Raw genomic sequence first — 19,588 nt, 5'->3', positions numbered from 1 at the left:
GCAACCGCGGCAGGATCAGTGCCGCCCTGCCGGCGCGACCCAACTGCGTCGGCCGAGGCCATGGGCGCGTCAGGACGGGTACGTGTTGCCGGGTGTCGTTGCGATCAGTACCTCGGCCACCGGCTGCCAGCCGAGCCTCGTGTACAGGCGTTGACCGTCTTCGCTGGCGATGAGAATGCCGTGTTCGGCGCCTTCTTCGATCGCGGTACGGGCTAGCGCGCTCATCATCGCGCTGGCTAGGCCCTTGCGGCGATGAGCCGGCATCGTTTCGATCCGGTCGGCTGTCGCAATCGTTCCGGTCAGCCCCATCGTCCCGCGTGCACCGACCTCTCCCGACTCGTGCTGTGCGGTGGCCGTGACCACGCTGTCGCCTTGCTGCGAGTCGATCCTGGTCACAAGCCGGTACGGAGGAGCGGGCACGTGCTGCGGGTGCCCGCGAAGATCGGCTGTCATCAGCAGCTCCGAGCGTTTGAGCAAGATCAGGCCGGCGGCCGTCAGAGCCGCGGCCGCCCCCGCCGGGTCAGTGGTGGGTACGGTCAGCCATGTGACGGTGTCCTCGCCAGCGACCAGCCCAGCCAGTCTGGTGAGCGACGCGTAGTCATCGCCCGCCTCGAACGCGACATACTCGACATCGCGGCCGGGTTGCATGCACCGCACCCGCAACCCGTCACCGACGTCTTCGGCGACGGGCAGCCCGCGAGCCACGCCCCGGCCGTGTTGCCAGCGAACAATGAGATCTCCCAGGTCGCTCACCCGTCCAGTAGATCACTCGCACGTGAACGGCCCGCCACGTCCCTGGGACACAGTGAGCCCTGAGATCAGGTGCGCGGATCGTCGCTCGGTCGACAGCGGGCGATGCATCGAGGTGTGTGCTACGCCCGGACCGGGAACAAACGGACCGGCCGACGGGCGGAAGTTGCCAGCTGCCTTGCATCTGCATCGGCGCAGGCCTATGCGCGCTAAGCGGGACAGGGCCTTAGCATCGCCTCCGTGATCGATGACTTCGCCAACCGGCTTCTGCGCGACGTGGCTCGCCTCGACCCTTGCGCGGCAGTGGCCGAGGTCGGCGAACAGGAGGTCGACGGGCTCACCGACTACAGTCCGGACGGCCACCAGGCCCGCGCCGATCTCGCCGCCCGCGCCCTGCGCGAGCTCGGGACCGCGTACGGGGTGCTGCCCGCGATGAGCCCGCTGCACGCTCACCTCGCCGAACGGCTGCGCGCCCGCATCGCGTTCCACGACGCCGGGGAGGACCTGCGCGAACTGCATGCGGCGGCCACCGGCCCGCTCCAGCTCGTCCGCCAGTCCGTCGAGGCCGCGGTCCCCGGCCGTGACGCCGAGGGCGCAGCCTACGAGGATGGGTGGGCCCGTGTCGGCGCGCGCCAGGCCGTGATCCCCGCGGCCCTGGACGGGTACGCCCGCAGCCTCCTGCTCGCCGCCGAGCGTGGTCACCTGCCGACGCGGCGACAAGTGGAGCTCGTGACGCGGCGCTGCCGTAATTGGGTCGACGACGACATCGCCCTGGCGGAGCGCTACGGCGATGGACGGCAGCGAGCGTCGTTGCAGGCAGCGGCGCAGAGCGCGCGAGAGGCGTACCAGAGACTGGCCGCGATGCTGACCGCAGACCTGGCACCGCGGGCGCGCGGTGAGGAGGCCTTCGGGCCGCATCGGTACGCACTATGGGTGCGGGCCTTCCTCGGTGTCGAGCCGGATCTGCGCGAACTCTACGACTGGGGCTGGAACGAGTTCACCGCGATCGAGGCGGAGTTGGTCGCGGAGGCGAAGGCCTTGGGCGGGAGCGTGCCCGAGGTGCTCGATCGGCTCGACAGGCCCGACGCGCCGGGCACCCTGCATGGCCGGGCCGCGTTCGGTGCTTGGCTGCAGGAGTTGTTGGAGGCTACCAGCGAGCAGTTGCACGGTGTGCACTTCGACATCCCTGCGCCACTGCGGCGTATCGAGTCCCGGGTGACCATGTCGGCCGGCACCGGCTACACCGGCCCGTCGCGGGATCTGACGCGGCCCGGCCGTGTCTGGTGGTTCCTTCCCGAGGACCAGGCGAGCTTCCCCACCTGGTTCGCCTACAGCACCGCGTACCACGAGGGTGTTCCCGGCCACCATCTCCAGATCGGCCACGAGGCCTGCCAGGGCGGTCTTGGGCAGCGGCTGAACCTGCTCGGCGGACTCTCCGGCTGCCAGGAGGGCTGGGCCCTGTACGCCGAGCGGTTCATGGACGAACTCGGGCGCTACGAGCAGCCGGGTGCACGCCTGGGATACCTGTTCATGCAGCTGCTGCGGGCGGCGCGGGTCGTGCTCGACATCGGCCTGCACCTACGGCTGCCGGTGCCGTCCGGTGGCGGCGCATCGTGGACGCCGGATGCCGCGCTGCAGCTGCTGCGGGACCGTTGTCATCAGGGGCCGTACGCATCCGTGGAGCTCGCGCGTTATCTGGGCAGGCCAGGGCAGGCGCTGACCTACAAGGTAGGTGAGCGGGTGTGGCTGGCAGGTCGCTCATCCTTTCGCGGCGACCGGCGAGCATTCCACCGTCGGGCGCTGGAACTTGGCTCGCTGGGACTGGGCCAGCTGAGCGAAGAGCTGACCGGATGAGCGTTGTCGACGGCGTGGCGGGTGATGGTTGGCCGGCGGTCGGCTCGGCGCCAGGCGAGGGCGGTGGCGCACCGTGTGTTGCCGGCGAGGGGGATGATCGCGACGTTGAGTCTGGCGTAGTGCTCGTCGGTGCTCTCGGAGACGAGTGCGGCTCTCCGCTCGGAGCCGACGAGTCCGAGGGTCTCCTCGATCGAGCCGGAGGGAAGAGTGGCGGCTGCGTCGTTGATGCCCACGCGCCGTCCGAACTCGGTCAACTCGACGCGGTCGGCGGTGCGACGCAGAAGCGGCTGACCGGCGTTGGCCCTGAGCCGACGGATTGCTAGGCACCGCAGCCAAACGTCAAGCCCTGCTGACAGCCTCGCGCAGTCACTCGACGCTCATGTCGCTACCCTGCCGTCCAAACAGCGACCGTCCACACCGCCACACCTTGGGTAGGCACCTCACGTACCTCGGCAGCGGTCGCCGCTGCACGCGGCCTACTCGGGCCGCTCCGGCAGATCCCGCTGATGCCTCATAGGACCGATCAGAAGGATCAGCCCAGCCAGCGCCAGTCCGGCGGTCATGATCCACATGGCTGGTCGGACGCCGAGCGTGGAGCCGAGCGTGCCGGCGATGAGCCCGCCGAGTGGAATCGCACCGAGGTTGAGGAACTGCATGCTCACCAGTACCCGACCGAGCAGGTGAGGGGGCGTGTACTGCTGCCGGAACACGCCCTTGATCACGTTGCCCGCCACCACACCGACGCCGATGACCAGACCTCCGGCGACTAGGAGCCCTAGCCGCGGTCCGGAATCGGTCAGCGGGATGAGCAGTCCGAATGGCAGCGCCCCGACGTTGCAGAGCAGCATTCCCCGGGCGGTGCCGAAGCGAAGGCTGATCCGGGTGGCGGCCGCCGCGCCGAGGACCCCGCCGCAACTGGTCGCGGCGAGCAGGCCGCCAACCATGCCGGCGCTGAGACCAACGTCGCGGACCAGGAACACGACCAGGATCGACTGGTAGCCGATCAAACCGATGTTGCTTACCGCGCCGAACGCGGTGAGCACACGCAGGTAAGGGTCGCGGGCCACGAACCGGATCCCCTCGGCGATCTCCCGAGACAGATTGGCCGCCACCGGTCGAGGTTGGCGCGGCTCACGGAAGCGGATAGCCCACAGGCAGAGCGCTGAGGCGGCGAAGCTCAGCGCGTCGAGCAACACCGCTGTCACCGCGCCAGCGAGCTGCGCCAGCAGGCCCGCGACACCCGGTCCCGCGATCTGCATCGCGGACTCGGTGCCGTGCAGCTTCGTGTTGCCCTCCGGCAGCGCTTGCTTGTCGAGCAGTGACGGCAGGTATGCCTGGCAGGCGGTCTGAAAGAAGACCGCGGCGGTGCCGGCAGCGAGCGCGACAGCGATGAGGTGCCCGATTGTCAGCATGTCGAGCCAGGCGGCTACCGGAACGCTGAAGAACAGCAGCATCGAGGCGGTGTCGCAGGCGACCATGACGGGCCGCCGTCGCAGCCGATCCACCCAGGCGCCTGCCGGTAGTCCGATGATCAGCCAGGGCAGCCAGCTGGCGGCGTACAGCATCGCTGCTTCGAACGCTGTGGCGTTCAGCGTGGCGACCGCGAGCAGCGGCATTGCCACGCTGGTCACGCTGCTGCCGAGCTGGCTGCTCGCCTGGCCGATCCACAGCAGACGGAAGTCTCGGTGCCAGAGCAAACCACCCCGTCCCCGGGCGCTGCCCGTCCGCTGCGGGATGGTGGCCGTGCCGGTTATGGCTGAGCTGGCACGGCATGGGCAAAGAAGAAGACAGGATCACGGCGCTGGCCGTCGTCGGGCACCTCCCGATCACCCCAGCGCGCGAGCACCTCGAGGATGTCCCGCTCAAACTCGGCCAACTCATCTGGAGTCAACCGAAGCCACCTGTCGGTGGAGAAAGGTGCCTCCCCCCATACCTCCCTCTCCGACTCGCGGTTCGCATGCCAAGCCCGAACCAAACCCACCTGCCGGTCAAGACCGAGGGAGACCGCAGCGCTCGCCACAGCCTGGCTCGCGGGATCATCATCGAAGTCGGCGTTGGACCAGCGCACACCGGGCGAGGCCAACCGCCACCAGCGCTCGCGCCGGTCGCGGGCCAATTCCGGCACCTCCACCACCAACTCGCACCCGGCAAGCACCTTCAGGTGATGGCTGATGTTGGCCACCGCTTGGTCGGTTCTCTCGGCGAGCGCACTCACCGTTGACGGGCCGTCCACCTTGAGCACGTCCATCAGGCGACGCCGCAACGGGTGTGCCAGCGCAGCCAGCACGGCGGAATCAGTGATCTTGCGAATCTGCGGTTGATCCATACGAGCAGACTTCCATGCACAAGAGCTCTTGTGCAATGCCAAACGCTTAATGAAGTTTGCTGATCCGCAGACCCGAACGAACCGGGCAGGTCACGCCCGAGGTGCCACGAGAGGAGCAGGGTCACGTCCTCGCGGGCTGGGGTGTAGATCGCCTGCGTGAGGCTCTGTTCGGTGCTCGGTGCGGTCTGCCGATCGTCCCGGGCTGCCGGGACGGCACTGCCCGGCGTAGTACCCGGTCTGAGCGCATGCGGGCGAGGACCTGCGGGGGCCAGGTCACGCAGGGGGAACGACGATCGGGGTGCGTCGTAGTCGGCGTCGGCCACGACCAGGATTTCCACGTCCCCGGCCGCCACTGCCGGGCTGCGATCAAACGCCCCACGATGGGTCGCGGCGATGCTCCGGCGGCCCAAGTGCTGCCGGTCGGCGCGGGAGTCGCTGGCCCCTTGTGGGCCAGGGCCCGTCGGGGCATGCACCGGTGGAACGTGCCGGGCCTCGCCACCAACCTGCCCGAAACGGTCGGGTGCGGGGCCGGTCAGGTGGGGATGCCATTCCCGTCGGTAAGTCGTGTCCTTTTACCTTCATGAACTCGGTGATCAGGGCCGGCACGGGTCGGGTGCCTGGGATGTCGGCATCCGGCGGATTGCTGCAGGCTGCCCCTACACGTAGAGGTGTGCGATTCTGGGCCATTGTGGACAGCAGGAAAGAACCACGCCGGGCCGGTCGGCGGGATTCGGGGACCGACATGGTGGCCGGTGTGATCGAGACCGACGGGACATGGCCCGCGTCAGCGGCAGGAAGGCTGCTCGGCATTTCCGATGTCGAGTCCAGCGATTCAGCGCGAAGGTCGCCCTGACGCCGTCAGGCCAGTAGCGGGTACCGACACGTGACCCTGCCGCAGTTCGCTGCCATACGCGGTCTGAATAGGAGTGGCGATTACGGAGGAATGGTTGAAGGATGGTGACGTGGTCACCGAAAAGCTGCCGGGAATCGTGCTGCTCGACGACCTGCGCTCGTTCGTTGATGGCCGGTTGGCGCAGGTGGCGGGCACCAGCAGGGTCGGCATCGACGCGCTGGAGCGACACAGCGATTGGACGAGCTGTGGCTGGATCACGACCTGGGCGGGGACGACACGATTGGGCCGGTCGTCGAGGTCTTGGGGCGGGCGGGCGTTTGAGGAGTGCCGGTTCGATAACGGCACTTTGTACGTTCATTCGGCGTACCTGCCGGCGCTGAAACTGCCATGCAGGCGTTGCGTCGATGGGGCTACAACGTGCGCCCAGCGGCTGGGTCACCGCAGGTCGACTACCTCGCCGTAACCGAGTAGCGGCCCCGGGTGGCCTGCCGGCGTGTCAGGCTCCGCTTGATGCGTGACGGATAGCTGTCACCTGTTCCGTGACACGTCCGGCTACGCGATTCTGGCCGTTCCTTCTCAGGCTAGTGGTGTTCAGTCCCAGAAGTTGAACAGCAGTTGGCCGATACGGTCGGCTTCCAGTAGTTGATCTGGTCGTGTTCGTGCGGGCTGAGGTCGCTCAGGTCGGCGTGTGACAGGGAGGTCTGCAGCTGCGCGGCGGTGAGGGCCTGGGTGTCGGTCAAGGTGGTGAGGGCGGCGGCGAGGTCGGGGTGGTCGACGCACGTCACCATGACGTCGCCGTTGACGTGGGGGCGGGCGAAGGCGATGAACGGCAGGGCGGTGTGCCGCAGCACCGCGATGTGGTCGTGGGCGTCGGCGATGTCGACCGTGTGGAGTTCGGCGTGACGCCGGCGGGAGTGACGCCGATGACGGTGGCGTCAATGGCGCGGGCGGCGTGGTGACAGACGGCGGTGAAGGCCCTGAGATCCGCTCGGGCGCAGACGGGATCTCAGCTTCTTCGATCGAGGCATCAAAAGGGCTTTCCACACTTTGGCCGCTCGTGGTGATGATTTCCGCAACCTGCCACAGCCGCGAGATCCGGGGTGTTGACTTGCCGCACGCTGATCGCTGAGGATGTGCCGCAACTCGTTGGACACTAACGTGTAACCGGCCGCACGGGCAGCCGGTCATCGCTCGTCTGGGCCTGATGCGGCAGCGCTGCGCGGTCCCGTCGAGCCGCATGTCGGGGTGCCGGGCGACCGGTGCCGCGGGGGAACTGCGCACCTAGCCTGGGTGCCGCATTGATGGTTGGCGCGCCGGGCGGTGCCTGGCCGTCAATGTTAGCGCTCACATAGGTAGACGTATATGCCTGCGCCAGTGGGTCGGCTCACCAACCACTCCCCGGCTCGCTGCGTGTCGGCGGTCCCGATGACGAAAGGACAGATGCTATGTCGGTTGGGTTTGCGCGCACCGTGAGGTGGCGTCGTCGGTGGCGGTCGGGGTTGGCCGCTGCGGCAGTCGTGGCCGTCGTGGGCGGGCTGCTCACGGTGGCTGCGACGCCGGCGTCGGCCGCCACGGTGGACACCACCGCCTGGTACGTGCTGGTGAATCGCAACAGTGGCAAGGCCCTCGACGTCAACGGCGCGTCCACGGCCGACGGCGCCCGGCTCATCCAGTGGAACCGCACCAACGCGAACAACCAGCAATTCCAGTTCGTGGACTCCGGCGGCGGCTACTACCGACTCAGGGCCCGGCACTCCGGCAAGGTTGCCGCCGTGTCCGGCTCCTCCACCGCCAACGGTGGGGCGATCGTGCAGTGGACCGACAGTAACGGCACCAACCAGCAGTTCCGGCTGGTCGACTCGGACGGCGGCTACGTCCGGCTGGTCAACCGGAACAGTGGCAAGGCCCTCGAGGTGGCGGGTCTGTCCACCGCTGACGGCGCCAACATCCAGCAGTGGGACGACTGGAACGGCGCTAACCAGCAGTGGCAGCTCGTCCGCGTCGACGGCGGCGCCTGCGCCCTACCCTCCACGTACCGCTGGACGTCGACGGGCCCGCTGGCGGAACCGGCGTCGGGGTGGGTCTCGCTCAAGGACTTCACCGCCGTCGTCCACAACGGCAAGAAGCTGGTTTACGGGACGACGCACGACACCCGGGTCAACGGGGCCTGGGAATCGACGATGTTCAGCCCCTTCACGAACTGGTCCGACATGGCGTCGGCCACCCAAAGCAAACTGCCTTTCAACGCCGTCGCGCCCACCCTTCTGTACCACGCCCCGAAGAACATTTGGGTGCTCGCGTACCAGTGGGGTTGGCCATACACCTTCTCCTACCGCACCTCGACCGACCCCACCAACCCCAACGGCTGGGGAGCGCATCAGGAGCTGTTCACGGGCACCCTCCCCACCGGGGCCCCCATCGACCAGACCCTCATCGCCGACGACAAGAACATGTACATGTTCTTCGCCGACGACCTCGGCAACATCTACCGGTCCAGCATGCCCCTCGGGAACTTCCCGGGCAGTTTCGGCTCGAGCTACACGAAGATCATGAGCGACACGCCGGAAAGGCTGTTCGAAGCGGTCGAGGTCTACAAGGTCCAGGGCCAGAACCAGTACCTCATGATTGTCGAGGCGCAGAGCTCGCAGGGTCGTTACTTCCGCTCGTTCACGGCCACCAGCCTCGACGGTACGTGGACACCGCAGGCCGACACCCTGACCAACCCCTTCGCCGGCAAGGCCAACAGTGGCGCCACCTGGACCAACGACATCAGCCACGGCGATCTGGTGCGCACCAACCCCGACCAGACCAAGACCATCGACCCGTGCAACCTACAGTTCCTCTACCAGGGGCGCGATCCCCGCTCCGACGGCATGGACTACGGCCTCCTGCCGTACCGGCCGGCCGTGCTGACACTACAGCGCTAGCTAGTGGCGTGACGCAGGTCCGGCTCGAGTGTTCCTGACGTTCTGGGGCAACGACGACGCCGAACCGGTTGAGCGTGTCACGGCTCGGGATCAGGATCGAGTGGAGTTCAAGGGCGGGCTCGGTGCGAGGCCGAGCCCGCCCAGCACGCAGATCTGGATCATCCCACCGCCCGAGGGACAGCTTTCTGCTGGCTGGAACTGAGCGAGCGACCCGACCAAACCAAGGCGCACCGGGCCCGGACCGTCGACAGACTTCCGCTCACCGTCGGCGAGATCACCTGGGACGACAACGTGCTCACCGGCTCGGTCAGGGGTTGGAAAGCTGACGGGTGTTTGTCAAAGCTGCCCGCTCCTACCGAACCGATGGCGCCTCGCAGACCGCACCGCGCGATCGGCGTCTCCCACCGGCTCGACTTTCCGCGATGTACCCGGCGTAGGGACTGGCACAGTTCCACCGTGGACTGTCAAGGACGACCGCCTGTGCACTGTCACGCGATCCCCGGGGGAGTGCGTAGGTTTCCGTGTTTGACCCGGGTGTGGTCCGTTGGGCAGGACGTTGGTCGTGTCCCGGAAAGGACCACGTCATGGCAGACAAGAAGGGCGCTGTTCGGCTTCCCGCGGCCGTCGGCGCTGCCGCAACCGCCTGGTCAGCCGGGCCCGGGCCGGGATCTGCGGCACCTGCTCCGTGAACGTGCGGCGCGGGCATCCGGTCTGGTCGCAGGTTGGCGTCCAGATCGGTGGTCGGTTGCGGGAGGGTGGTCGAGGGCACCTGCTCGCGTAGACGGTCTGGCAACCGTCGGTGGCCCGGGTGTCGCGGCCGCCAGGTCTGGCCACCCGGCGGAGGGTGGATCGCTGGGACTCGACGCGCGGCACCCGGGCGGCTCAGTTCCGCAGGCTCCATCTCTGGTTGCCCTGCCCGTTGCAGGACCAGAGGATGATCCTCGTGCCGTTGGCGGTGCCCGCACCGTACGCGTCCAGACACAGCCCGGACTGCGCCCCGGTGATACTGCCGTCGGCGTTGACGTTCCACTGCTGGTTCGTCCCGCCGTGACAGTCCCAGATGATCACCGCCGTGCCGTTGCTGGTGCCGGCGCCGTTGGCATCCAGGCACTTGTTGCCGTAGACGGTCAACTGCCTGCCAGTGGTGTGCGTCCAGCGCTGCTGGACACCCGTGCCGCAGTCGAACAGCTGGGCCTGGGTGCCGTTGGTGGTGCTGGCGTTGGGCACGTCCAGGCAGCGGCCGGACTGCGCGCCGACGATCTGCTGGCCTCCACCAGGCGGAGCCGTCGGTGTGGGAGTAGGGGTCGGCGGAGGGCCGCCCGAGGGAGGCGAGATGGTGATGGTGAACGTCTCATCCGCGTTGCGGTGCGGCAGGTTCACGGTCACGGCGTTGTTGGACAGCGTCATCACCGAGTCCTGCACGGTGACCGGCCCCGCTACCGCGCCGCCACCGTTGTACGGTATGCGACTGACCAGCACCCGCACCTGGTTGTTGGCGACGATTCCCTCGGTCGCGTCCAGCCGTTGCAGGTTCACCGCAATATTTCCCGTCGTGGTGCCACCACCGATCAGGACCTTCGCGACACCGGTGTCCTTGGTGGCGAACGCGTCGTAGTTCGAACTGGGTGTCACCGACGCGATCTGCCCGGTCTGTGAGGCGTAGAAGTTGTAGACCCACCATTCGCCCTTCGGCTGGTACTGGCCGGAGACGCGGGTCAGCAGGTTGGCCATGTCGTTGTGCAGGTTCCCCCCGCCGGCCCAGTTGGCCCGCAAGCCGTCCGCGCCGGCGCGTTCCAGGCGGGCGATGTACCAGGCACCGTCGCCCGGGTTCTGCTCGTTGGACGCGCCGTACTCGTTGATCTGGTACGGACGCGGATGCGCGATGCCCCGCGAGTTGAGCGTGTTGTTCGCTGTCGCCACGTTCGACACCGGGTCGCCGGGCAGGGAGTGCCAGCTGACGATATCCGGCACCACGTTGTTGGCCTTGACATAGTCAAGGTACTGCGTCCACCAGCCGGAGTTCGTCGGGACGCAGGCGCAGCTCGGTCCGACGATCAGGTGGGCCGGGAAGGCCGACCGGATGCGCTGGTAAGCACGTCGCCACATTTCGAAGTACTGCGCCTGTGAACGGTTCCAGAACAGGGTGATGTTTGGCTCGTTCCAGATGTCCCACTGCACCGGCGCGCCGGTGGCCCGTACGTCGTTGATGAGCCGGGTCAGGAACGCGTCGTAGTCGCTCCAGTCTCCGTTGTCGCCCGGAAACCGAGAGATGGGGTACCCGTCGGCGCCCCACAGGTCGTGCACGAGCAGCACGAACTCACCGTCCAGCGACCGGGTGCGCAGCAGCTGGGCGCGGGTGGAGTTCCACCGCCGGTCGTAACGGCCGTGCACCCAGCCGCCCGGGCTGTCCAGTTGTGCGCCGCCGGCCCGCATGTACCGGAACTTGACGTCCCGATAGAAGTTGTCCGGCGGGCCGGAGCCGTTCTCGGTCATGCCGTAAATCCAGCCAGAGGCACGGTAGGTCGGAACACCGGACGACACCGAGAAGTCGACGGCGAGGGACTCGTCCGCGGCCTGCGCGGCCGTCGACAGGGCAATGGTGGAGGCGGCGACGAGCGTCATGGCCGTGAGGTGGACGGTGAGACGCCGACCGCGTCCGCCGGAATTGGGCTTCATTGGCGACTCCTAAGACTCGGGGAGAGGCGGCGGTGTGACAAGTGGGTGGGCCCGCACAACCGTTTCGGGAACCGAACACGTCACCTACCGGCTTGGGGGCTGGTGCCTGCGCAGAGTGAGACCGGGGCGGGCAATCGAAACCGCTGGTCGCCGCCGAGCCCGTACCGGAACAGGCGGTGCGACACGCCGGTCCGGGACGGAATCACCGACGCTCATGTCGTACTCCTCACGAGTCGATTCGACCTCTGCGTATGCAGCTAGCAGCCCTGGACGAGGTGCGCCCGAGGCTTCTCAAGCGAAACGATTCGATGAAACACTAGGTCCCCCAGTGATGCATGTCAATGTCGCGGTTGGCGGTGGGCCTGGCGGCCGGGCTGCTCGGCCAACTTGTCGCCATGGAGCGCCCGGAGCGGTGCGCTCACTGATCCTCGTTGGCTCCCCGCTGCTGGCGGCGAGGGCCAAGGTGATATGGGACAGACTCGTGCCGTGGCTGGTTCTCTTCGGCGGGGTGCGGGGTTGTTTCGGCGTCACGGAGGGCTTGGGTGGTGGCCCGTCAGGCGAGTAGGAGCGAGGGCGATAACGATCCGCCGTCTGTCCATCCGGTCGGCCATCGCGCCGGCGGGAGGGTTGCGACCAGCCAGGGCAGGAACTGCACCACCGCCATGCCCGTCACCACGAGCGGGTCACGCGACACCCTTGCGCGTCCGCCGTCACCTACGCCGACCCCACCGGCCTGACCGCCGAGCAGGTGCCGGCGTCCGCGCGTACCCAGCCCGCCGGCCACATTCCGCGGGCTCGGCGGCAGCGGCTCGCCGGCCAGCTGGCTCTTCGAACCGACGGACTGGGACGGCCTGTCGATGGTGAACCGCCGGACCCATACCTCGGTGCGCGCCTGCCGGCCCACCTCTCCGCGTTCCCACGCATACCTGTACGACTACGACTACGCCGACAGCGGATCGGACTACTTCTCGTACCTCCACTGACAGCCTGGAGCGCGCCCACAGGTCCAAGACGGAAACCGACACACTCCCGATACCCGTTCCGGTGGTGCTCCATTGTGGGTAGGTTGGGGCTGCCTCAGTGTGTGATCGATCAGGGGGCTTCGTCAGGTGGCGGGTCTTGGGTGGTGCTCAGCGGACAGGGGAGGCCCTGCGGATGAAGATCGTTGCGTTGTCCTGTACGCAGAAGCGTCTCCCGTCGCTGACCGACGCGTTGCTCGAGGCGGCGATTGCCGGCGTCGTCCGGGAGGTCAGTGACGCGGAGATCCAGCGGATTCGGTTGATCGACCATCGCATCGCGATGTGCGAGGGCGAGGACACGTGTCTTGATCCCGAGGTGGGCCGGTGCACGCTCGACGACGACTTCGAGCATGTCGTCGATCTGGCCGAGGGTGCGCAGGCGATGCTGCTCGCCATGCCGGTGTACGCGGGGAACGTGCCCGCGGTGCTGAAGATCTTCCAGGAACGCTTGAAGAGCTTCATGAACGCCAGGCAACGCCCGTTCGGCAACCTGCTGGTGGGGACGATCGTGCACTCGCGCACGATGCTGACCGAGCCTGCGCTGGGATCGTTGTTCCCGTGGTACCTGCGCCTACGGAACAGGAACGTGGCGTCGGCGTGCTTCACCCAGAACGATCATCAGGATCTGACCCGCACCGCCGCGCTCGACCTGTGTGTGGCCGTGGGCCGGCAACTCGGCATGACGCTCGACGGCAGCCGGTCGCCGGCCAACGACCCCACGGCACTGCCGTTGGTTCAATCACCGGCTCGTTCGCGGTGCGGTGACCCGGCCGGGTCCTCTCCTGGAGCGTGAGGAGTTTCCGCGCGCCAGGTGCACCCGTCGCCTGCCTGTTCGCACGACACCGTGACGTCCGGTTCCACGTAGCGGGCGGCGATGGCGGTGTTGAGTTCCTGGCAGTACGGGCACGGTGACGAGAACGTCAGAACGACGCCGGCGCGGGCGGCCTGTTTGCGGTACCGGAGGATCCCACAGTCGGCGTTGCGCAGGACGGTGCCCGAGGGCTGGGGCTCACAGGTGACTGCCGAGTCGTACAGCAACAGCTGACGCTGCAGTCGGGTCATGAAGTGATCGGTGGCGGACACCCCGGCGGGTCGCTGCGCTTGCAGTAGCTCCGCGGTGATGCGGGAGTTTGCCTGGATCCACGCAGCCAGGCCTTCTTCGCCGTGCACTCCCAGGATGAACTCCTCTGCGGCCGCCTGGGCCTCGAAGAACCGCTGACGCCACAGGTCGACCTTCTCGGCCGGGTCGAGGGGAGACGGTTCACTGGTCATGGTCCGCGTCCCTCCCGGTGGTGCCGTCCAACTCGGCGAAGACCTCCTGGGCGACGCGCAGTCCGTTGTTGGCGACCGGCCAGCCACCGTAGTAGGCGAGCTGAATGATGACTTCGACGATCTTCTCTCGCGACATCCCGAGATGCAGGGCGGCACCGATGTGGCCGCGCAACTCCCAATCGGTCCGCGCCAGCGTGACCGCGGTCAGCGCGACCAGTTCGCGCTCCTCGACGCTCAGGTGCGGGCGGGTCCAGATCTCACCGAACAAGTGGTCGACGGTGATCTGCAGGAACTCGGGGTAGGAACCCGGGCGCGGTTCGCGGCCGAAGACCTGCTGGAACATGGCCTCACCCCGCTCATGCCGGGCAGACGGCTGATTCATCGATCAACTCCTTCGTGTTGGCCGAGCAGTTGTCAACGTCCACGCCGCCGCGAAGGCGACGACCAGCAGCACGGCGCCGCTGCCGAAGGCGGCCGGAACACTGACCCGCTCGGCGATGAGCCCGACGACGACCGGTCCGACTACGGCGCCGACATCGGCGCACATCGAGAAGACGGCGACGCCACTGCCGGCCCGTCCGGCGACGACGTCACCGATCAGCGCGGCCGGTGCGGCGTTGAGCAGGGCTGATCCCGCCGCGTACACGCTGAGCAGGACGACGAGCCAGGCGTACCTGTCCACGAACACCAAGGCTGTGATCGCCGCCGCAGCCACACCGGTGCCGGCGATCATGGCGGGCCGGCGGCCGGCCCGATCGACAACCCGGCCGGCCGGCATGATCAGCAGCGCCTGAACGGCGGCGGAGATCGTGAACGCCCACCCGACCCACGTCACGTCACGTCGCCACCCCACAACCACCGTGGGGACCAGTGCGCCGCGCAGCCCGAACAAGACCCATCCCTGCGCCAACGCTGCGAGGCAAGCCACCAAGTAGTGTCGATTCCGCAGCAGCACCGGTAGCCGGACCACCCCACGGCCCGGCTCTGCGCCGGCAGTTCGGCCGGTGCGGAGCACCGCCAGCGTCAGCACCGCGGCGGCCAGCAACAGCACGGCGTACGCCACGAACGGCGCGGACAGGGCGATGAGGGCGAGGAGCCCGCCCAGTGCTGGTCCGCAGATCCCGCCGAGCAGGAAGCCTGCTTCGAACACGGCGCTGGCCCGGCCCCGCTGGTCGGCTGGCGCGATCGCCAGGAGTGTCGCCAGTGCGGACACCGAGAACAGCACCGAGCCGACGCCGCCGAGGCTGCGGAACACGAGCAGCTGCCCGAAACGAACCCCGAGTCGGCCGCAGAACGGACTGGTGGCCAGCCGCATGAACGCGAACAGGGCGACGAGCACTCCGATCTGGGTGGGCCCGGCCCCGAACGTCGCCGTGTACACCGGGAGCACCGGGAGCACCAGCCCCAGACCCAGCATGACGCAGCCACCAACGACACTCAGGACGTAGACCTCGCGAGGGAGAGTCGGCTGGGCGGCGGCAACGGTTGGGACGCTGCCAGGGCCGGCCACCGTCACTGTCCGATCACAGGATGATGCTGAGCTTTCCGTGTTCGTACAACGTCTCGTGGTCGAGCACCACAACCCGTCTCCGGACCCGGAACGACTCGCCCTCGACGACGAGCTCGAACCGGCACTTTCCGACGTAGGCGTCAGAGCGCCCGTGTCCGAACCGGTACACGATGACATTCGCCGCCACGTCGAGGTGCGTGCCCCGATCGGTCAGGATCTCCACGTTGCTGATCATCCGATTCGTCCGCGACCGAGGGTTCTCGCACCACACCTCCCCGTTGAGGAGTTGTTCGATCCGCTGGCGTAGCCGGGCAGCGTCGTCGTCGATGAGCCCGAGCGCACCGGCCGTCTCGCCGCGGACGTCGGTGGCCGGCACCGAGTAGCGGATGTCGTCGGTCAGCATCTCGTCGTACCACTCGAGCAGGCGCCACTCGTCGAGCAGCCGCGCCTCGCGGAAAAGGAACTGGCTCACCCGGTGCCACAACCGCACCTGGGCCGTCTCGTCGACGGTCAGCTCGATGGTCATCGTGGTTCTGCCCCTTGCATCTCGGCCCGGTGAGCGACCTCGAGGTGACCGTCGTCGCCGCGCATCAGCCGGTCCCACTGCCGCCAGAACTCGCGGGCGGGAAGCTCGTCGGTCGTCTCCGGGACCTCCTTGTTCATACCGCGTGACAGATCCGAGTAGCGGACCGTGCGGTTGAGATAACCCCGCTGGCACGACTCGATGATCTCGATGTCGTCGGGAGTGGCGAAGCCGGCGGGGCCGAGGAACGTCAGGTAGTGACTCTTGCGGAGTTCCCGGATGTCCGGATCCTCGTCCTTGGGGGCCAGGGCGACCGAGGTGATGGCCATCTGGTCGGCGCCGATCGGGTCGATCTTGCGGATCGTGATCGCGATCGCGTCGATGATCATCAAGTTGGGAAAGATTAACAGCGCGCGATTGGTGCCGGTGATCCGTTCGGCGCGTTCGGCGCCGAACCGGTCGACGAACTTTGCGGCCGTCGCCTCGATCCGCGGCCGGACCTCGGCGCCGAACATCGGCGTCCAGTAGGCGAGCGGGCGGGCTGCCGCCGGTGGCAGCTCGTTGGCTCCGTGCCCCAGTCCGAGGGCGCGGCCGAAGCCGCCTCGTCGGCGTGGTGGCACCGACCCCAGCGACTCCATGTAGCTGACGTAACGCTTGTGCAGGGCCCGGAAGTGGTAGATGTCGACGCTGTTCTCCATCATGAGCTTCCAGTTGGCCCGAGCGCCGTGCAGTTGCGCACCCTGGATCACCTCCATCCCGACCTCGGACTGGTCGTCGATCAGATCGAGGTACTCCGTCGCGCCCGCCAGGTACTCGGTCAAGGTGCGCGGCTGCTCCGGATCGAAGGTGGCGAACACGAAACCGCGGTAGCTGTCACTACGGTGCTGCGCCAGGCCGAAGTCCGCCTTCCGGAAGCCTGGCCCGTACCCGTCCGGGATCGGGACCCCGACCAGTTCACCCTGGTTGGAGAATGTCCAGTCGTGATACGGGCACCGGAACGATCTGGTCTGCCCGGCTGGCTGCGAGCAGATCAGCGCCCCGCGGTGAGTGCAGCTGTTCGCGAACACCCGGATCACCCCGTCGGACCCGCGCGCCATGACCACCGGGCGCCCGCCGACGTCGCGTGCCACGTAGGAGCCCGGCCCGGGCACCTCCGATTCGTGGCCGACGTACAACCAGCAGCGATCGAAGATCCTGGTCATCTCCTGTGCGGCCAGGTCGTCGTCGGTGTAGGCGCGGCGATCCACCCGGAACGAGAGACGCTCAAGATCATCAACGACGATCAGGTCACCCACCGGCCGCTGCAGTTCGATCGTCACTGCTCCCCCTTTCGCTGTAGCGTCTCGACCGTGCTGATGACCAGCTCGGCCGTGCGCACGGCGGAATCGCCGCACTCCGGCTGCGCGGCGCGTAGCCGTGCCCGGTAGTCCCGGCCGGGATCGAGCAGGTCGGCGACAGCGTCAGCGACCGCCTGCTCGGTGACGTCGGCAGGCTCCAACGCCGTCCCGAAGCCCGCGCTACCCACGAAGTACGCCTGGACAGGCTGATCCACAGCCAGCGGGATCACCAGCATCGGTGTCGCCGCCCGGATCGACTCCGCCACGGAGTTGTACCCGCCATGGGTGATGAACACGTCGGCGCGCTCGAGCACCTCACGTTGCGGCAGATACGGGGCGGTCAACACTTCGTCGGGCAGCGCGAGCTCCTCGGCGAGATCTCCGACCGCAGCGATCACCTGTGCGCCGGTCGCCGCCGCCCCGGTGATCACCGTGCGCAGCAGGTTCGGCCGCCGGTAGAAGATCGTGCCGAAGGAGACGTACACCACCGGGCGGTCGGGGTCGATCCGATCCAGGCCCGAGAAGCTGACCTCGTCGCCGCGGGTCCCCGCCGCACCCGGCAACCCGACCAGCTGCACACCGTCGTCGGTGACCGCGTCGTCCCCGACGAGAGCGGGAATCGTCGGCATCAGATTGAGAATCGGCGAACGCGCCGAATGAGTCCGAGTCGACCACAACACCCCGTGCCTGGTCAGATAGCCGCCGACCTGTTCGTCGTACGGCCAGCGACCTCGTCGGTGCTCGCTCGGGCATACTCCGCCCAGGTTGGCCCAGATCATCCCGTACGGCACGCCGGACGCCTGTGCACCGACCATGGCCGACGCCGTGACCGGCAGCGAATCGACGAGCACGAAGTCCGGTGCCGTCACACGGAGCGCGTCAGCTGTCTGGTCTGCCACCGGCGACGACCGGAGCATTGGGCCGATCTTCGCCGGATCGCCGCTCCACGGTGCCATCTCGACCTGCCCGATCGCCTGGACCTGCGCCTTGCCCAAGACCTGGCGACGCTGCTCGTCGAGCGCGCCACCGTCCGCGGACAGCAGCAGCAGCGCAACCTCACTGCCGGCATTCTGGAGCGCATTGACCACCGGAACATACGGGTTCAGGTGACCATGCTGGGTCGTGGTGAGTAGGGCGACGCGCATAAATCTCCGATCCATCGAGAGAAGACGACCAGGCCGACTCAAGATCTGGCTTCGGACGCGGCACGGCAGCCACGACCACGAACCCCCTGGCTTCAGAAACGGGTCGAGACGGCGACGCGCGAACGGCAGAGCTCAGCTCCCGGACAGCGAGAACGCCCGGCAGGAGAAAGGGGCCGCCGACGTCCAGATACTGCTACGAGGCTCTACGCATTTCCCACCATCGCTGAGGGGACACATCGACCGAAGCTACTCGGAACAACCTCGAACAACCGGGTTCACCACCTGCCTCCAAGCAGTTTTGCAAAGCCTGCCGGGATGTGCAATCGATGTCAATGCCTCGCAGCTGTCAGCTACCACCACTCTGCTGGACGCCACTTCGACCGTGCTCCACCTCGGCCTCCACCGGCGCCGCGCCGGCTCGGCGTCGGAGGGACGCGGAGGGAAGGGGGGCCACCAGCCGGTCGCCGATGAATTCGATCTCGCCGGGGTCGAGCTCCCCAGGCCGCTCGCCGTATCGCTCTTTCTCCTCGGTGGGCGCCTCGTAGACCACGCGGGAGTTGTCCCCGGTCGTACTCGGCGTCCTCGCGGTGCAGGTCGCGGTCGTCGTCGGCGAGGGCGTGGAAGCCGTGGCGCCACACCCTGTCCAGGGCCGAGCCACCGAATGTTCGCGCGGGAGAAACCAACGGCCGGTGCCTCCCGTTTCGCGGGTATCTCCACGGTGTAGCAGGCTGGCCGCCACTGGCATCCGCGGGCCTGTGTCGGTGGGCTGCGGAATACGACGACATTGTCGACAGTGGGTCTGTCACGGTTTCTGACAGAATCGCGGAATGGCGCGCGGATCGGCCCTGAAGGTGCTACGCGAGCACGTTGCCCAGTGTCGCCGTTAAACCGCACCTTTTACATCCAGAGCGAGTTCGGCCCGCTTTGCGAGCATCTGGGCATGCCGCTGCCGAACGGTGGCTCAAAGCGCGAGCCAGGTCTCGCCGCTCTCACCAATACCGACCTTCCCATGGTGGCCGAGCGTCGCGCTGGAACCTTCGTAGCAGTCGAAGGTTTCGTAGCGGACAATCTGGCCATCGCGGTCGGTGAGGAAGACCACGTGTGCTCAGGCGGGCGCCGCCCGCGTCGTGGCAGCACGCCAGTCCAGGTGGCGCGGACAGCGACGGTGTCCACGGTGGGCGATGGTTTCGTGGATGACGAGGTTCTGCTCGGCCAGTAGTGCCTTGCCGGCGCGGAATGCGGCGAGGATCTGCTCGCGATCGCGGTCGGCGCGCCCGCGGGGTGGGTTCACCACCCGCACCCGATGCACCGTTGGCGCGGTCGTCACGCGGGGGAGCATGTCATCGGGGCCGTGCGAACGGCGGCCGATGACGACCCGGGACGCCGAGGTGTGCGC

18 protein-coding genes and 2 pseudogenes are annotated in these 19,588 nt (G+C 67.7%); 6 read left to right on the top strand and 14 right to left on the bottom strand.

The window, feature by feature from the left end; genetic code table 11:
* Nucleotides 1-69 precede the first annotated feature (69 nt).
* The gene (locus E1165_RS02285; protein WP_207916477.1) at nucleotides 70-753 is read right to left on the bottom strand and encodes a GNAT family N-acetyltransferase; all 684 of its coding nucleotides are present in this window, start codon (nucleotides 751-753) and stop codon (nucleotides 70-72) included.
* A 237-nt stretch (nucleotides 754-990) separates the two neighbouring features.
* Here E1165_RS02285 and E1165_RS02280 point away from each other — a divergent pair, with 237 nt between their 5' ends.
* Nucleotides 991-2,604 (top strand): DUF885 domain-containing protein, encoded by a 1,614-nt coding sequence (locus E1165_RS02280; RefSeq protein WP_132387173.1) that lies wholly within the window; start codon nucleotides 991-993, stop codon nucleotides 2,602-2,604.
* Between the two features lie 476 nt (nucleotides 2,605-3,080).
* On the opposite strand, the gene E1165_RS02275 is transcribed toward E1165_RS02280, so the two are convergent.
* The 3 genes and pseudogenes from E1165_RS02275 to E1165_RS30455 form a co-directional block, all read right to left on the bottom strand.
* Entirely contained in the window at nucleotides 3,081-4,301 is a 1,221-nt protein-coding gene (locus E1165_RS02275; protein WP_243704552.1) for an MFS transporter, read from the bottom strand.
* A 53-nt stretch (nucleotides 4,302-4,354) separates the two neighbouring features.
* The gene (locus E1165_RS02270) at nucleotides 4,355-4,930 is read right to left on the bottom strand and encodes a helix-turn-helix transcriptional regulator (RefSeq protein ID WP_132387169.1); all 576 of its coding nucleotides are present in this window, start codon (nucleotides 4,928-4,930) and stop codon (nucleotides 4,355-4,357) included.
* A gap of 175 nt (nucleotides 4,931-5,105) precedes the next feature.
* Nucleotides 5,106-5,324 (bottom strand): annotated as a pseudogene (locus E1165_RS30455) (transposase); the annotation flags it as partial.
* Nucleotides 5,325-5,907: 583 nt separating this feature from the next.
* Here E1165_RS30455 and E1165_RS02260 point away from each other — a divergent pair.
* Nucleotides 5,908-6,254: pseudogene (locus E1165_RS02260) on the top strand (cyclic-phosphate processing receiver domain-containing protein).
* A gap of 110 nt (nucleotides 6,255-6,364) precedes the next feature.
* On the opposite strand, the gene E1165_RS02255 reads toward E1165_RS02260, so the two are convergent.
* Nucleotides 6,365-6,634 carry a hypothetical protein gene (locus E1165_RS02255; RefSeq protein WP_243704551.1) on the bottom strand — a complete coding sequence of 90 codons (270 nt, stop codon included), beginning with the start codon at nucleotides 6,632-6,634 and terminating at the stop codon, nucleotides 6,365-6,367.
* A gap of 594 nt (nucleotides 6,635-7,228) precedes the next feature.
* Between E1165_RS02255 and E1165_RS02250 the strand changes: the two genes are divergently transcribed.
* Together E1165_RS02250 and E1165_RS28780 are read left to right on the top strand one after the other, a co-directional pair.
* Nucleotides 7,229-8,710: a non-reducing end alpha-L-arabinofuranosidase family hydrolase gene (locus E1165_RS02250; RefSeq protein WP_132387167.1), complete on the top strand. Its 1,482-nt coding sequence runs from the start codon at nucleotides 7,229-7,231 to the stop codon at nucleotides 8,708-8,710.
* A gap of 28 nt (nucleotides 8,711-8,738) precedes the next feature.
* Complete coding sequence (locus E1165_RS28780; RefSeq protein ID WP_165945120.1) at nucleotides 8,739-8,912, top strand: hypothetical protein; 174 nt, start codon at nucleotides 8,739-8,741, stop codon at nucleotides 8,910-8,912.
* A gap of 680 nt (nucleotides 8,913-9,592) precedes the next feature.
* Here the strand turns inward: E1165_RS28780 and E1165_RS02240 are convergent.
* Nucleotides 9,593-11,332: an RICIN domain-containing protein gene (locus E1165_RS02240; protein ID WP_243704550.1), complete on the bottom strand. Its 1,740-nt coding sequence runs from the start codon at nucleotides 11,330-11,332 to the stop codon at nucleotides 9,593-9,595.
* A 911-nt stretch (nucleotides 11,333-12,243) separates the two neighbouring features.
* On the opposite strand from E1165_RS02240, the gene E1165_RS30300 reads away from it, so the two are divergent.
* On the top strand, nucleotides 12,244-12,369 hold the full coding sequence (locus tag E1165_RS30300) for a hypothetical protein (protein ID WP_256370630.1): 126 nt from the start codon (nucleotides 12,244-12,246) through the stop codon (nucleotides 12,367-12,369).
* 172 nt (nucleotides 12,370-12,541) lie between these two features.
* A complete protein-coding gene (locus tag E1165_RS02230; protein ID WP_132387161.1) occupies nucleotides 12,542-13,198 on the top strand; it encodes a flavodoxin family protein in 657 nt (218 codons plus the stop codon).
* Here the strand turns inward: E1165_RS02230 and E1165_RS02225 are convergent.
* From E1165_RS02225 to E1165_RS02195, 8 genes are all read right to left on the bottom strand, one after another.
* Complete coding sequence (locus tag E1165_RS02225) at nucleotides 13,141-13,677, bottom strand: hypothetical protein (RefSeq protein ID WP_132387159.1); 537 nt, start codon at nucleotides 13,675-13,677, stop codon at nucleotides 13,141-13,143. The genes E1165_RS02230 and E1165_RS02225 overlap by 58 nt on opposite strands.
* Nucleotides 13,667-14,059, bottom strand: a complete 393-nt coding sequence (locus tag E1165_RS02220; protein WP_132387157.1) for a carboxymuconolactone decarboxylase family protein — start codon at nucleotides 14,057-14,059, stop codon at nucleotides 13,667-13,669. The genes E1165_RS02225 and E1165_RS02220 overlap by 11 nt, the downstream gene beginning before the upstream one ends.
* Nucleotides 14,060-14,062: 3 nt before the next feature.
* Nucleotides 14,063-15,094 (bottom strand): MFS transporter, encoded by a 1,032-nt coding sequence (locus E1165_RS02215; protein ID WP_132387155.1) that lies wholly within the window; start codon nucleotides 15,092-15,094, stop codon nucleotides 14,063-14,065.
* Nucleotides 15,095-15,200: 106 nt separating this feature from the next.
* Nucleotides 15,201-15,713 (bottom strand): aromatic-ring-hydroxylating dioxygenase subunit beta, encoded by a 513-nt coding sequence (locus tag E1165_RS02210; RefSeq protein ID WP_132387153.1) that lies wholly within the window; start codon nucleotides 15,711-15,713, stop codon nucleotides 15,201-15,203.
* On the bottom strand, nucleotides 15,710-17,029 hold the full coding sequence (locus E1165_RS02205) for an aromatic ring-hydroxylating dioxygenase subunit alpha (RefSeq protein WP_243704549.1): 1,320 nt from the start codon (nucleotides 17,027-17,029) through the stop codon (nucleotides 15,710-15,712). The genes E1165_RS02210 and E1165_RS02205 overlap by 4 nt, the downstream gene beginning before the upstream one ends.
* Nucleotides 17,026-18,192 carry a glycosyltransferase gene (locus tag E1165_RS02200; RefSeq protein WP_132387149.1) on the bottom strand — a complete coding sequence of 389 codons (1,167 nt, stop codon included), beginning with the start codon at nucleotides 18,190-18,192 and terminating at the stop codon, nucleotides 17,026-17,028. The genes E1165_RS02205 and E1165_RS02200 overlap by 4 nt, the downstream gene beginning before the upstream one ends.
* A gap of 961 nt (nucleotides 18,193-19,153) precedes the next feature.
* Nucleotides 19,154-19,291, bottom strand: coding sequence for a hypothetical protein (locus E1165_RS28775; protein WP_165945119.1), 138 nt, complete (start codon nucleotides 19,289-19,291; stop codon nucleotides 19,154-19,156).
* A gap of 6 nt (nucleotides 19,292-19,297) precedes the next feature.
* Nucleotides 19,298-19,519 carry a hypothetical protein gene (locus E1165_RS02195; protein WP_132387147.1) on the bottom strand — a complete coding sequence of 74 codons (222 nt, stop codon included), beginning with the start codon at nucleotides 19,517-19,519 and terminating at the stop codon, nucleotides 19,298-19,300.
* Nucleotides 19,520-19,588 lie beyond the last annotated feature (69 nt).

It is taken from the genome of Micromonospora sp. KC723 (assembly GCF_004348595.1).
Classification (GTDB): domain Bacteria; phylum Actinomycetota; class Actinomycetes; order Mycobacteriales; family Micromonosporaceae; genus Micromonospora.
Note: the sequence above shows the minus strand (reverse complement) of the source record. Positions and strands in the feature narration are given on the sequence as shown.

What these genes read in the sequence shown, in the direction of transcription:
- E1165_RS02270 (WP_132387169.1), bottom strand. Translation starts at nt 4,930, where the DNA reads ATGGATCAACCGCAGATTCGCAAGATCACTGATTCCGCCGTGCTGGCT.
- E1165_RS02250 (WP_132387167.1), top strand. Translation starts at nt 7,229, where the DNA reads ATGTCGGTTGGGTTTGCGCGCACCGTGAGGTGGCGTCGTCGGTGGCGG.
- E1165_RS02240 (WP_243704550.1), bottom strand. Translation starts at nt 11,332, where the DNA reads ATGACGCTCGTCGCCGCCTCCACCATTGCCCTGTCGACGGCCGCGCAG.
- E1165_RS30300 (WP_256370630.1), top strand. Translation starts at nt 12,244, where the DNA reads ATGGTGAACCGCCGGACCCATACCTCGGTGCGCGCCTGCCGGCCCACC.
- E1165_RS02230 (WP_132387161.1), top strand. Translation starts at nt 12,542, where the DNA reads ATGAAGATCGTTGCGTTGTCCTGTACGCAGAAGCGTCTCCCGTCGCTG.
- E1165_RS02225 (WP_132387159.1), bottom strand. Translation starts at nt 13,677, where the DNA reads ATGACCAGTGAACCGTCTCCCCTCGACCCGGCCGAGAAGGTCGACCTG.
- E1165_RS02220 (WP_132387157.1), bottom strand. Translation starts at nt 14,059, where the DNA reads ATGAATCAGCCGTCTGCCCGGCATGAGCGGGGTGAGGCCATGTTCCAG.
- E1165_RS02215 (WP_132387155.1), bottom strand. Translation starts at nt 15,094, where the DNA reads ATGCTGGGTCTGGGGCTGGTGCTCCCGGTGCTCCCGGTGTACACGGCG.
- E1165_RS02210 (WP_132387153.1), bottom strand. Translation starts at nt 15,713, where the DNA reads ATGACCATCGAGCTGACCGTCGACGAGACGGCCCAGGTGCGGTTGTGG.
- E1165_RS02200 (WP_132387149.1), bottom strand. Translation starts at nt 18,192, where the DNA reads ATGCGCGTCGCCCTACTCACCACGACCCAGCATGGTCACCTGAACCCG.